This is a genomic window from Burkholderia anthinoferrum (genome assembly GCF_002925705.1).
GTDB lineage: Bacteria > Pseudomonadota > Gammaproteobacteria > Burkholderiales > Burkholderiaceae > Burkholderia > Burkholderia semiarida.
Window position 1 is genome coordinate 1 of the sequence record NZ_LFZP01000003.1, and the last position, 13,288, is coordinate 13,288.

The following is a 13,288-nucleotide window of genomic DNA, read 5'->3' on the forward strand; positions in this document are numbered from 1 at the left end:
GACCGTGAAACGACTCTACGCCGATGATAGTGCGGATTCCCGTGTGAAAGTAGGTAATCGTCAGGCTCCCTAAGCCAAGAACCCCCGCCCGAAAGGCGGGGGTTTTTGCATTTCGGCGGCGGAAATGCGCGATGTGCCCGGCATGGGTTGCAGCTCGTGCTGAAAGGCTCGCGGCAGCGGGCCTGAGTGACCGGCCGGCTGCAATTGCAGAACACTCGTTGCTTGTCACAGTTACTAACGGTGCTGAGTATCGGGCACCAAGCTACCTAGACGGATGGTGGCGTGCTGACCTGCCCCCGGTTTTAGTCCGAACTGCAGTTAGAGTCCGAGGTTAAAAACTGCTGCTTTGCATCGTGCGCCCGCGCGAACTGCGCAGGCGTCAGATATCCCGGGATGAACACCTCGTTTGCTTGCGCTACTGTTGGCAGCCTACGAGAATGCGATGCGCGGTATTGTGAATTTCGGGGATTTTGGACTCTTCAAAACACTGCGAGAATGTTCTCGATTTCCTATAGATGAGGCTGCGCCCTCGGATCTTTTGGGATGGACGAATATCGAGCACGTTGCAATCGCTCGAGCGTTGTACCGCGAGATTGTTGCGCTAGTTTCACAGACTTTGTAGCTTCCTTTCTTTGCGTATCAAGTCACTGTGTCGGTTCGTGCCACTACCGAACGCCGGGCGGTCGCGTACGTCCGCATGTCCACGGAGCATCAACAGTATTCGACCGAAAATCAGCTGGACGTCATTCGCGTATTCGCGGAGACACGAGTCGCACTTACTCTGGCGCCCTACGTCTGACGCCACTGGAATTATGTCGGGTGTCGTAAATGTTGAAAAGTCGCCCCATTGAATTTATTGGAGTTTTTCACTAACTCTGTCACGGCGTTTCGAGCTTTTTGACGCGAATAGTGAAAAAACTCGGCAGTCACGCCACAAAACGTGAAAATTTTTGCGGGTGGACCGCAGAGGCTCGCGGCACAAGGCTCTGCGCCGCGCGAACTGAGAGTCGAACTGATAGGCGTGAATCGCACGAGCATCGCGAGCGGCGGAAAATCTGCGAGGGTGGGACGCCGCGTCCCGCGAGCTGGCTTCAACTGACCCTGGCCCCGAACACGGCCGACCCCATTGTGAATCCTCTGTGGAGTACGGCCATGAAATCGGATCGGATCTGTGCCGCCTGCGGCACACCCTTCACTCCGCTCTCACACATCCCTCATCAACGCTTTTGCTCGGCCAAGGCATGCCAGCGTGCTCGCCGGCGTGCATGGCAGCACCAGCGCATGCGAGTCGATCCCGACTATCGCGAGAACCAGATCCGCGCCCAGGCCAGCTGGCGGGCCCGACATCCTGACTACTGGCGGCACTACCGCGAGACGCACCCGGCCTATCGCGATCGCAATTGCGCGATGCAGCGACGACGAAATGCACGGCGGACTGCTGGTGCCATTGCAAACATGGACGTGTGGCCGGCCTGTCGCCCGTTGGCATCTGGGTTCTACATCCTGCGCAACGCGGTTGAGGCAGGCGTTGCAAAGATGAACGCGTGGACGGTGCACATCGCCGTGCTATCTGAGCCAAGGCCGGTTCCGGCGTGATTGCAAAGAGATGACGTGTACGAAAAGAGTCTATGGCCTGCTACCTTGGCTGTGTACTCGCTCGCATTCGACGTCATTGCAAGGCGCGACGCGTTCGCCGATACAAATCCCCTAATCGATGCCGGGGATGGCGCAGCGAGGGGCGGTTGCCAGTCGGAGCTGGATCGTGGACCTCGATTGCACATGCGAATCCGTTGACGAGCAGGCCTGCAGGATGCGGGCTGCTGAATACGTTCGGATGTCGACGGAGCACCAGCAATACTCGACGGAGAATCAACGTGATCGCATTCGCGACTACGCTGCTCGTCGCGATCTTGAGATCGTGCGGACCTACGCCGACGAAGGTAAAAGCGGTTTGCGTATCGATGGGCGCCAGGCGCTGCAGCAACTGATCCGGGACGTGGAAACCGGCATGGCCGATTTCCAGGTCATCCTCGTCTACGACGTAAGCCGCTGGGGACGATTCCAGGATGCAGACGAAAGTGCCTATTACGAGTACATCTGCAGGCGTGCAGGCATCCAGGTCGCCTATTGCGCTGAACAGTTCGAGAACGACGGCTCGCCAGTTTCGACGATCGTCAAAGGTGTGAAGCGTGCGATGGCCGGTGAGTACAGCCGCGAGTTGTCAGCGAAGGTCTTCGCAGGTCAATGTAGGTTGATCGAGCTCGGTTTCCGGCAAGGCGGCCCGGCAGGCTATGCGTTGCGCCGGATCCTGGTCGACGAGCATGGCCTCATGAAAGGGGAATTGCAACGCGGTCAACACAAGTGCCTGCAGACGGACCGCGTCATTCTGATGCCGGGCCCGGATAGCGAGGTGCGTATCGTCAACCTCATTTACAGCTGGTTCATCAATGAGTCACTCAATGAGCACGAGATCGCCGCACGCCTGAACGGCATGAATGTTCAGACGGACCTTGGGCGTCCCTGGACTCGGGCAACTATTCGGGAGGTGCTGACCAACGAAAAGTACATCGGCAACAACGTCTACAACCGTGTGTCGTTCAAGCTGAAGAAATCGCGCGTCACGAATCCGTCGGAGATGTGGATACGCAAGGAGGGGGCGTTCGAATCCATCGTGCCGAGCGAAACGTTCTATACCGCGCAGGGCATCATGCGGGCGCGCGCGCGGCGCTACTCGAGTGAGGAGCTTATCGAGCGTCTGCGAAACCTGTATCGAAGCCGAGGCTTTCTATCGGGCGTCGTGATCGACGAAACGGAGGGCATGCCGTCCACCTCGGTTTATGTGTATCGCTTCGGTAGCTTGATTCGTGCGTATCAGACGGTTGGCTTCACGCCAGGACGTGACTATCGTTATATCGAAACGAATCGCTTCATTCGGCAACTGCACCCAGAGATCGTTGCCGAGACGGAAAAGAAGATCGCAGATCTCGGCGGATCCGTGTCGCGTGATCCGGCGACAGATCTGCTGACCGTGAATCGGGAGTTCACTGCCTGCATCGTGCTGTCACGGTGTCAGGTGCGCAGCAGCGGCCGTAACCGCTGGAAGGTCCGGTTCGACACGAGCCTACTGCCGGATATCACCGTGGCAGTCAGGCTGGACCAGAGCAACTCGACTGCGCTCGACTACTACCTGCTGCCGCACATCGACTTTTGGCAACCTCGTATCAGTCTCGCGGACTGGAATCCGATCGAGTTCGAGAGTTATCGCTTCGACACGCTGGACTACTTATACGGTATGGCACAGCGAGCTCGGCTGAGGAGAAGAGCATGACTCAGCGTGAACAGCCCGGTGAGGTTCGGATGATCCCCATCAGCCAGATCGAGGTGATCAATCCTCGCGAGCGTAATGGTCGAGTTTTCGACGAAATCGTCACCAACATCAAGACAATTGGCCTGAAGAAACCGATTCTGGTCACGCCACGGGCAACGGCAAGTGGCGTGGAGAAGTATCTCCTCGTGTGTGGTGAGGGGCGACTGAAGGCGTTCCGATCGCTCGGAGAAACGACGATACCAGCGCTGGTGGTGAGCGTGAGCGACGAAGATGCGTTCATCATGAGCCTGACGGAGAACATCGCGAGACGACAGTGCCGACCGCTCGAGCTGCTCGCCGGCATACGCGAACTGCAGGAGCGCGGATACGCCCCGAAGGCGATCGCCGAGAAGACGGGCCTCACGCAACACTATGTGCAGGGCATCTTGACGCTGCTGCATCAGGGTGAAGAACGCCTTGTGATCGCCGTCGAGAAAGGTCGGATTCCGCTGAACGCGGCGCTTTCGATCGTCGGTGCCGGCGACGACGATGAGGCGATCCAGGCCGCACTGCAGGAGGCATATGAATCGGGGAGATTGCGTGGGCGCCAGCTGATGGACGCTCGGCGCGTCATCGAGCGGAGGAAAGCGCTCGGCCGCATGGCGAATCGAAACATGACGCGTAAGGTGATGGACGTGACCACATCGAGCCTCGTTCGAACGTATCAGCATGAAGTCGAGCGGCAGAAGACGATGGTGCGGAAGGCCGAGTTTACGCAGCAGCGATTGCTCTTCATCGTCGGAGCCCTCAGGCAGCTATTTGCCGATGAGAACTTTGTCAATCTGCTGCGCGCGGAGGAACTGGCGACGTTGCCGAAGTATCTGGCAGAACGTGTATGGCCGAGCGGGAGCCCAGCATGACCGGCGTAGCACTTGGGTTCATTCCGGAACCACTCTCTGTTCCGATCGCGAGCATCCTGCCATCACGACGCACGCCTGCCGGCATGATGAACTCGCGAAAGTTCAAGCAGATCAGAAGCTCCATCGAAGAGGTGGGCTTAATCGAGCCGCTTTCGGTGACGCCGGTCGACCAGGCGTCGGGCAACCACGTCCTGCTCGATGGGCATCTGCGACTGATCGCGTTGCAGGAGCTCCAGTTCGACACCGTGTCGTGCCTCGTTGCCACGGACGATGAGAGCTACACGTACAACAACCGCGTCAATCGACTATCGACCATCCAAGAGCACTTCATGATTCGTCGGGCCGTTGAACGAGGGGTGTCCCCGGAGCGACTCGCGAAGGCTCTGTCCGTAGATGTGTCGCAGATCATCAAGAGGATGGCATTGCTGGATGGGATTTGCACCGAAGCGACTGAACTCCTGAAGGACCGGCAGTTTTCGCCGGAACTCGCGCGAGCTCTGCGGAAGATGAAGCCGACGCGGCAAGTCGAATGCGTCGAGCTCATGGTGGCAGCGAACAACCTGTCTGTCTCGTACGCTGAAGCGTTGCTCGTTGCGACGCCGGCTTCGCGGCTGGTCGAAGGGAAGAAACCGAAGAAGCTTGCCGGCGTGAGCCCCGAGCAAATGGCGAAGATGGAGCGGGAGATGAGCAATCTGCAGGGGCAGTACAAGGTGGTCGAGCAGACTTATGGACAGGACGTGCTCAACCTCGTGCTCGCAAAGGGCTATCTTGCGAGGCTGCTTGAGAACGAATCCGTGCGCCAGTACCTGCAAGCCCAACAAGCGGATTTGCTATGCGAACTGCAGTCCGTCGTCGATACGATCGCCTTAGAGCAGCCGGCCCTCGATCCCACTGTCTGAGCTCAGATAGTTTGGCGGAGTATCGTTTCAAAAATCGGTCTGCTGATCACGAAAATTGCGTGATCCAAAATTCGTATGTTGAGACGTTGCGAATTCGTCTAAAGAATTTTACCTTTATGTCGTTATGCGCTTAAAGGGGCTCACTGCGTGTTGCAGTCGAGTGGTTCTATAGCCTAGATCGTGAAAATAATGAGCAATATGACTTGTACTCACTGCCGCACTGGGGTTCCGCGCGGCGCGACGGTTTGCACCGGGTGTCAGGCTGAAGTTGAGTATGGGCCCGCAAGAGGACTTTTCGGCGCGGCGCTACTTGCTGCCGCGTTCGCGGGCTATCAAGCGCATCGCCACCTGCCCGAGTCCATGTCAGTAGGTGGCTGGGTTGCAGGTGCAGTGGTGTTTGTTGGGCTTAGCCTGCTCATACAAAAGATGTTCGGCGACCGCGTCGTGTTTAAGCGCGTGTACAAAACCCGGCGATAGCTGCAGAGCATCACGATTTCTCAGTCGGCCATGTATCGGTGAGGCCGCTCATATGTGCCTGTCATGGTTCGGAATGAATGCCCTCTTCTAACTACTGCCGGCAAGTAGACCGAGCGCCTCACGAAGTAGCGCTATCGACATTTCAATTTGCGAGGCGGATGCATCGCTTCGTCCTGCGAGCGACAAATACGCTTCGTGCACTGCATTCGAATGTTTGGCCAGAGCTACCAGATGTGGGCCGCTTGGTCCCCGAACCGCAGAGAGCCAGTTCTGTACGGTGCGCTCGCTAGCACCCGTCCACCGCGCCAGTGTTTTTATCGCGCGCCGTGAACCTCCCACTTCTCCTTTGAGCGCAAGGGCGATGACGAGTGGGTATTCGCTTCCCACCTTTGATGTCTCGTTGTCGTGCAACTTCTTGCTTGTTTTCGGCAACATTTTTCGCGTCTCCAAAACTATAGTCGTTTGACGGAGTGTCTTGACGCAGGCGGGCGTGGGGTAGCTTGCCGGAGGGAGGCAGCGTGGTCCGCTCGACGCGACAGGCAGCGCATGAGGGCTCGGATACCGAACGCCGGGCGGTCGCGTACGTCCGTATGTCCACGGAGCATCAACAGTATTCGACCGAAAATCAGCTGGACGTCATTCGCGTATTCGCGGAGACACGAAACTTCGAGGTCGTTCGTGTGTATGCCGATGAAGGGAAAAGCGGTCTACGTCTCGACGGCCGGGATTCGCTTAAGGCATTGCTGCGCGATGCAGAGTCAGGCAACGCGGACTTCTCTGTCGTATTGGTCTACGACGTTAGCCGATGGGGGCGATTTCAGGACCCGGACGAAAGTGCCAGCTACGAGATTCGATGCAAGCATGCGGGGGTGAAAGTTCTCTATTGCGCCGAGCAGTTCGAAAACGACGGGAGCCCTGTCTCCAGCATCATCAAGAGTGTGAAACGGACTATGGCGGGGGAGTACAGCCGTGAGCTCAGCGTGAAGGTTCATGCTGGGCAAAGTCGGCTGATCCGTTGCGGAAATCGACAGGGTGGTCCTGCCGGCTATGGTTTACGCCGCGTGCTGGTCGACCACGCTAGAGAAATCAAAGGCACGCTCGAGCGCGGCCAGCAGAAATCCATCCAGACTGATCGAGTCATCTTGTCTCCCGGACCGGCAGAAGAAGTGGATACCGTTCGCGGTATCTACAGTGCCTTTGTCGAGGACGGACGAACCGAGACCGAGATAGCTGCGTCACTGAATGCCGAAGGCCTTCGGACAGATAGGGGGAGATTGTGGACGCGTGGCACGGTACATCAGATTCTCATCAACGAAAAATATGTCGGGCACAACGTTTGGAACCGCACCTCGTTCAAGTTGAAACAACAGCGGGTTAAGAACCCACCCGAGCAATGGGTGCGAGCGGACAACGCGTTCAAGCCAATTGTCAGTCCCTTGTTGTTCGAAGCTGCACGGCAGATCATCATGGCACGCTCATATCGTATGAGCGACGCCGAGATGCTCGAGCGCTTGCGTCAGCTTCTTCTGAAGAATGGTTTTCTGTCAGGCATCGTCATTGACGAAGCTATCGGCTGCCCGTCCAGCAGCGCGTACATGCACCGCTTCGGGAGCCTGCTGCGAACCTATGATCTGATCGGCTACTTGCCGAGTAGAGACTATCGCTACGTGGAGATTAATCGGCAACTGCGCCGACTTCATCCTCAGATCGTCGCTCAGGCGATACACGCTATGACGGAAGCCGGAGCAGATGTCGTGAAGGATGCGCGATCCGATCTGCTATGGGTCAACGACGAGTTTCGTGTTTCTCTCGTTCTTTCCCGTTGCCGGCCGACCGCAGTCGGAAGCAATCGGTGGGTGATCCGCTTCGACAATGCGCTACTGCCCGACATCACTGTCGCGGCGCGTATGGAGTTCGATGCCAAGTCGATCCGCGACTACTTCTTACTGCCTGCAGTCGAACTGCGGGTTGATATGGTGCGCCTTCAAGACTACAACGACTTTGGGTTCGAGGCATATCGCTTTGACGATCTTGATGTGCTCTGCCAACTCGGGCGTCGTGCGGCACTCAAAGGAGTTGAGTATGAATGATCGACTGGACAGAGTCGGGTCAACACTCGCGCGTAGCGACGCGATTGTGCAAATTCCGGCGAACCAACTTCGAGTGCTGAACCCGCGTACACGAAACCCATATTTCTTCTCCCAGCTAGTCGAGAACATTGCCACGGTTGGACTGAAGCGGCCTATCACTGTGGCCAACGGAGGTAAGAACGAGGAAGGAGATTGGTACGAGGTGCTATGCGGGCAAGGGCGACTCGAGGCGCTCAAGGCCTTAGGCGAGACGATGATTCCGTGTTGCATCGTCGAGGCCAGTCAGATCGATCGCTTTTTGATCACACTGACCGAGAACATTGCCCGGCGGCGGCACTCCGCAGTGGAACTCATGAACGGCCTGCAAGTACTTCGAGCCAAAGGCTACACAAATGACCAAATCGCAAGAAAGACGAACTTGGATCCCGCTTACATAAGCGGAATTCTTGTGCTGCTCGAAAGAGGCGAGCAGCGGCTGCTACAAGCCGTCGAGAAGCGTGACATGCCACTGTGGCTCGCCGTTGAAATTGCGCGCTCGTCTAGCGAGGATGTGCAAGCAGCTATGCTTTCCGCCTATGAGTCGAAGACGCTGAAGGGCGAACAACTGATTCGAGTGCGGCGAATCATAAGTAAGCGGGAGGCCACCGGAAAGAAGATGAGCGGCCGACTGCATTCCAGGGACAATACGACACCGCAGAAGCTACTCCGAACATATCAGACGGAAGTGCGAAGGAAAAAAATCGTGCTCCAGAACGCGAGAATTCAGGATCAGCGTCTGCTGCTCATCATCTCTGCAATCAAGCGCTTTTTGTCCGACGAACATTTCCGAACATTGCTCCGCGCGGAGGGAATAAAGGACATCCCCGAAGCGGTTGCGACGCGACTACCGCAGGAACTGCTGCCATGACGACCGTCAAGCGAGCCTTCGAGGAACGAATCATTGAGGTGTCGGTTGAACTGATCCACTCAGGCTCACCCCTGTCAAAGGGTATGGTCCTGACGCGCAAGTTTGGCTCGATCATGACCTCGATTGAGAAGTTGGGCATCATCGAACCGTTGGCTGTTTTCCCGTCAACTGAGCGCCTGGGACACTATGAATTGCTGGATGGGCGTTTGCGGCTTGAAGCGTTGAAGCAGCTTGGTCGCGCTGTAGCACCGTGCATGATTTCGACGGACGATGAGGGATTCACGTTCAATCGGCATATCAACCGCCTGTCCGCAGTGCAGGAACACAAAATGATTCGGGCCGCTCTCACGAAAGGCGCGTCCGAAGAGCGCATTGCAGAAGTCTTACGGACCGATGTTCGTAGTATTCGTGAGCGAGCGACGATGCTCGACGGCGTCGCGCCTGAAGCTGTTTCTATCCTCAAGAACCGGCAGGTACTGCCCAAGATATTCATTCTGCTCAAGAAAATGAAGCCGTATCGGCAGATCGAGGCGGCCGAAATGATGGTGGCGGCGAACAAGTTCACAGTCCCATACTTGGAGATGATCCTCGCGACAACCAGGCCTGAAGGATTGAATGACTTCGCGAAGCCGAAGAAAAAGAGCGAGATATCGCCGGAGGATCTAGCTCGCATGGAAGCGGAGATGGAGCGCCTGCGTGAAGACTGCCAAGCTGTTGAGACGGAAGTGGGCGATACCATGCTCGCGCTGGTCGTCGCCAAAGGGTTCATGAGCCGCTTGCTCCGTAACAACAATATCCACGGGCATCTGAAACGGTATCACGGCGACTTGCTGGACAGCCTCGTCTCGACGATGGACGCCATAGCAGCCGACAATCGGGCATCGGAACAGGAGTAGCCCTACACGGACTCCCTCACTTCATCACCATTGTGCCTAACGCGCATGTGAATGTGGAAGCGGTCGGGCCGAGCCGCTTACGAAAATGATAGAAGTTATGCAAAAATTTGCGACGCAATTCGAAGATGCCAAGTCACTTGCGGGTGAGTTCGATCGAGATATATTCGGCTGGTATAAAACTCAACGGAAGCAACGTACGGAAACGAGAGCGGTCCTTCCTGAGGGGATCGTGGTGCCATTGGGATAGCGATGATTGATCGAATTTTGATGGCCCATGCTTGCTCGGGCGACAAAGGAAATTTGTCAATTTAATTTGTCGCCGTGATATTTTGATGGGCGAAATTGATCGTAAGTTAATTCACGGTCGTTTTTGAGGTGGCGTGGTTACATGGGATTACTCCCTCTAGAGTCGGGAGAATAGCCTTTCGTTCGTCCACGTTTAAAAGGCGTATCGGCCGTGCTTTCGTGCTTGAGCTATTTTTTGAGCCCCAAATGCTAGTGAAAATATACGCTTTCGATTGATCTGGGCCAACAAATACAATTTTCCTCAATGGGCCAGAAGCGGGATCTTCTCCAGTGCATGCCTTCTCATCCAGCATATCGAACTCCCATGCCAATTTAGAAATTGCTAGTGTTTCAATGTCTGACATTCCTATTGCGTTTTGGGCGCCGTACGAGAGACAAGTTGTAAAGAAAGCTGCTATTGCGGTCGCGGCAGCAATGATGCGTACCTTGACGGGAGCTCTCTTGTTCTTGATTTCAAATAGGCCAAAAAGTGGAAAGATAAGGGCTTGAAGTGCTAGGAGGAATAGTGCTGTCCAAAGCGACAAAATGCCAATTGACGACATGAATACACCCGCACTGAAGGCAATGGGAAGGTGCATTGATGCTCCAAGGAAGTGCGCAGAAATCCGACTGGTCGCGTCGGAGTGCCCAATCCATATTAATATTGCCAACCCTGTCCATCGAATCCAAGCACAGAACGGACAATTTAGTGCTTCGACTAGAGTGTCTCTTCTGCAAAAATGAACCGCGAGTGCTGCTAACGGCAGCATGCTCATTGCGATCAGTGTAATCATGGCGTTGAAGACATCGGTTTCTTTGTAATATAGAAAAAATAGTTTAAGGGCAGATGCGAAGAGGATCGTGTACAGTAGGACTACACGAGGCATAGAGAACTCTTTTGTAATGGATTCACTGAAGGCATCCATCTTTTGACGAATATAGTTTCTCTCAATAAACAGCCTAATTCTCTTTCCGATAAAAATCGCACAGTGCGTCATGCTGGTGATGATCCAGCTGCGTCTGATAAATTGTAAGAACTTGTTCAGTATCAGTATCGTTGAAATTGCGGCGCCTGGTGTGGCCAACACTAGAAGAGCGCCGATTATAATTTTGATGGCATAGGCAATCATTTTGTTTTAAATGAATTGTGTGTGATGGTATCGTCGGGTTGCTGATTCAAATATCGTTTCCGAGATGCAGGGGGCAACCCCTAACCTTTGGTAAGCATACGTTGTGCGTGGGCAACATAGGCGAGCGGGCGATTCATCGGAGCACGATTGCCTCGAATGCTGTTGATCGCTTGATAGGCGGCACCTGCGAGCGACAGTGCGGCACCCGCATATGCAGTTACGTTACCTGAGTCTGTTGCCTGAAGTGTCAGACCGGCACCACATAATGGGATTAATGCTCCAAGGGCTACCGATCCGAACGACGGGCGCATAGCATCCTCGATTTCAGCGATATCGGATTTGCAGTTCCGCAAAAATGCTTCGTTAGCACCAACACGATCGTCAGCATCCGGAAGAGTTGCAACATAGACACAATGCGCTTCGATCCGAGCGCGCAGAGGGGGGAGAAGATGGCCGTATTGACTCTTGAATCGCAGAAGCTTGTCCAACTGCACGGGGCCAGTTGGCGTCGGAAGTAGGTGCTGCAACACGACTTCTCGAGCTTTTTGGCGATGAAGGTCCCGTGCCGACGACTTAGGGCGAGCCAGTAACCCGGCGGCAAAAGTCATCTTATTGGTCACGGGCGTTGCATTGACCTCAGGGATCGCCCCCAAGCATGCAGCCAGATAGGACATGAACATGGTCGCTGTGGCTGTCTCCACGTCGTACCATGGCCAGTCGACTTCCTTGGCCAGGCCAACCTCCACTAAGAAGCGAGGTATTTCACCAAGCTTCTCTGCATGAATTCGGGTGAACGTGTGTCGGGGGGGATGTTCTGGGGTGCGCAGGCGGAGCCACTTCAGCCGGTGTTCAATCAATGCGATGAAGCTGTCATCGAAGCGGTCTAAACGATGGATGTACGCAGCAGGTATTACTGGTTCCACAAGGCCTTCGTTGAGTAACACCCTCATGAACCAGTTCATCTGTTCGGGATGGTTCATATGGTCCATCGGAACGATGGATGATAGTTTGTCCCAATACAAGAGCGACTTCACTGTCCACGCGTCGTCAGGAAGCGTGATGTAGGGAAAATAGAGTGCGTTGGCGCGCATGTGGTTCTTGTGACCTATAGTTGCGTCGATTTGCAACGAGGTGGTATGTCTTGCGACTAGCGCAAGCCGATAGCACGCTCTATTGCTTCTTGGCGGGCCTGGAGAATCTGCCGTCGCTCCGCTTCGGAATCAACTGCAAATTGAAGCAGATATTCGAAGGGATCGATGCCCAAACTTTTCGCAACTTCCCCCAAGGCGGTAGCAGCTTCGATTCGGCGGAGTTCGTCAAGATCAGCACCAATGATATTGGCAACTTCTTGAGATAACTTGTCGACACGTGCCCTGGCCGCAGGAAATTGTGACAAGAATCGTTCGTAGCCGACGGCGATTTGTTGAGCTGATAGCAATGGTGAACTCATAGATGTATGTTCAGTGTCGAAGAGGTATTCCGAGAAAGATTCGATCCCAGTTGATAGAGTGCATCGAGATGCCGGAGCACGAAACAGTCGAGGCCAGCTCAAGAAAACATGTCTAACATATATTCAAGTGGGTGACTGTAATGTGGCGTGCTCCGTACGGGGTTGACTCATCTATTTTGACTCGAGTTAATGAGAGCGTCCTGAGGAAACGGTAGGTAAATTTCATCCGAGGACGTCTTCATTCAGTTTTCACGATAGCAGATTGCGCCAAAGACGAACATAAAGGCGGCCGTAGCCACCAGCCAGGGAAAGACCTGGGTTCCATGTATGGCCGGCCACTTACCAATTAAGAGAACCAACGTTGCTGCCGAACAGTGAGTCAAGATCGAAGATACTTCGTCCGATATCTTGCCCGAGAAGCGGACGGCCCATTGCTCCATCTTAATTGGACGTCCTCTGCCAAAGCAGCGACTTAATTTAATGCAGACGTAAAGGAAAATGATGAAAATTGTGTCGACCAGGATTGCTGCGGAGCCGATCAGAAAGACGGCCGTTATGTCGATCGGTTGGTCGGTGCCAATGTTTCCTACCACGAGAAACGGAGAGGTAAAGCTGCGTCCGAGCTCGTTGAACGCGCTGATGAACAGTGAGGTTCTCAACAGGACTGCGACGACGGCCCATATTACAAGAACCTGTGGCACCCTCCTCTTCATGAACTGACTGACTCTCGAGAGAGTAACGAAGTTCTTCATGATCTGCCGCCCGTCGATTATCTGCCACTCGTCTTTTTTGGGCTTTGTGCTGTTCATTTTTGGTTGGTCCCCGATTCGTATGGATTTTTGCATAGTACACCCAGCAAGAACTTTATTTTCACTGTTCTGGACGTAAATCGAACGGATATCACATACCTTTGTACTTCCTCAAGGC

At 54.8% G+C, this 13,288-nt stretch carries 11 protein-coding genes and 1 pseudogene; 8 read left to right on the plus strand and 4 right to left on the minus strand.

The window, feature by feature from the left end:
• Positions 1 to 649: 649 nt before the first annotated feature.
• The 8 genes and pseudogenes from C5F75_RS37015 to C5F75_RS01320 all read left to right on the plus strand — a co-directional run.
• Positions 650 to 769: pseudogene (locus tag C5F75_RS37015) on the plus strand (recombinase family protein); the annotation flags it as partial.
• A gap of 512 nt (positions 770 to 1,281) precedes the next feature.
• Positions 1,282 to 1,596, plus strand: a complete 315-nt coding sequence (locus tag C5F75_RS01285) for a hypothetical protein (protein ID WP_232357157.1) — start codon at positions 1,282 to 1,284, stop codon at positions 1,594 to 1,596.
• Positions 1,597 to 1,810: 214 nt separating this feature from the next.
• Complete coding sequence (locus C5F75_RS01290; protein WP_181035356.1) at positions 1,811 to 3,328, plus strand: recombinase family protein; 1,518 nt, start codon at positions 1,811 to 1,813, stop codon at positions 3,326 to 3,328.
• Positions 3,325 to 4,227, plus strand: a complete 903-nt coding sequence (locus C5F75_RS01295) for a ParB/RepB/Spo0J family partition protein (RefSeq protein WP_104011785.1) — start codon at positions 3,325 to 3,327, stop codon at positions 4,225 to 4,227. Before C5F75_RS01290 ends, C5F75_RS01295 begins: the two co-directional genes overlap by 4 nt.
• Entirely contained in the window at positions 4,224 to 5,126 is a 903-nt protein-coding gene (locus tag C5F75_RS01300) for a plasmid partitioning protein RepB C-terminal domain-containing protein (protein WP_104011813.1), read from the plus strand. Before C5F75_RS01295 ends, C5F75_RS01300 begins: the two co-directional genes overlap by 4 nt.
• Positions 5,127 to 6,121: 995 nt before the next feature.
• A complete protein-coding gene (locus tag C5F75_RS01310) occupies positions 6,122 to 7,693 on the plus strand; it encodes a recombinase family protein (RefSeq protein ID WP_258048538.1) in 1,572 nt (523 codons plus the stop codon).
• Positions 7,686 to 8,600 carry a ParB/RepB/Spo0J family partition protein gene (locus C5F75_RS01315; protein WP_104011787.1) on the plus strand — a complete coding sequence of 305 codons (915 nt, stop codon included), beginning with the start codon at positions 7,686 to 7,688 and terminating at the stop codon, positions 8,598 to 8,600. Before C5F75_RS01310 ends, C5F75_RS01315 begins: the two co-directional genes overlap by 8 nt.
• Positions 8,597 to 9,496 (plus strand): plasmid partitioning protein RepB C-terminal domain-containing protein, encoded by a 900-nt coding sequence (locus tag C5F75_RS01320; RefSeq protein WP_104011788.1) that lies wholly within the window; start codon positions 8,597 to 8,599, stop codon positions 9,494 to 9,496. The genes C5F75_RS01315 and C5F75_RS01320 overlap by 4 nt, the downstream gene beginning before the upstream one ends.
• Before the next feature lie 353 nt (positions 9,497 to 9,849).
• Here the strand turns inward: C5F75_RS01320 and C5F75_RS36125 are convergent, their stop codons facing one another.
• The 4 genes from C5F75_RS36125 to C5F75_RS01330 form a co-directional block, all read right to left on the minus strand.
• Positions 9,850 to 10,911: a hypothetical protein gene (locus tag C5F75_RS36125; RefSeq protein ID WP_146075158.1), complete on the minus strand. Its 1,062-nt coding sequence runs from the start codon at positions 10,909 to 10,911 to the stop codon at positions 9,850 to 9,852.
• Positions 10,912 to 10,991: 80 nt separating this feature from the next.
• Positions 10,992 to 12,002, minus strand: coding sequence for a hypothetical protein (locus C5F75_RS36130; protein ID WP_146075159.1), 1,011 nt, complete (start codon positions 12,000 to 12,002; stop codon positions 10,992 to 10,994).
• A 56-nt stretch (positions 12,003 to 12,058) separates the two neighbouring features.
• Positions 12,059 to 12,361, minus strand: coding sequence for a DUF6388 family protein (locus tag C5F75_RS36135; protein ID WP_141717145.1), 303 nt, complete (start codon positions 12,359 to 12,361; stop codon positions 12,059 to 12,061).
• Positions 12,362 to 12,603: 242 nt separating this feature from the next.
• Positions 12,604 to 13,170: a hypothetical protein gene (locus tag C5F75_RS01330; RefSeq protein ID WP_104011790.1), complete on the minus strand. Its 567-nt coding sequence runs from the start codon at positions 13,168 to 13,170 to the stop codon at positions 12,604 to 12,606.
• Positions 13,171 to 13,288: the final 118 nt, after the last annotated feature.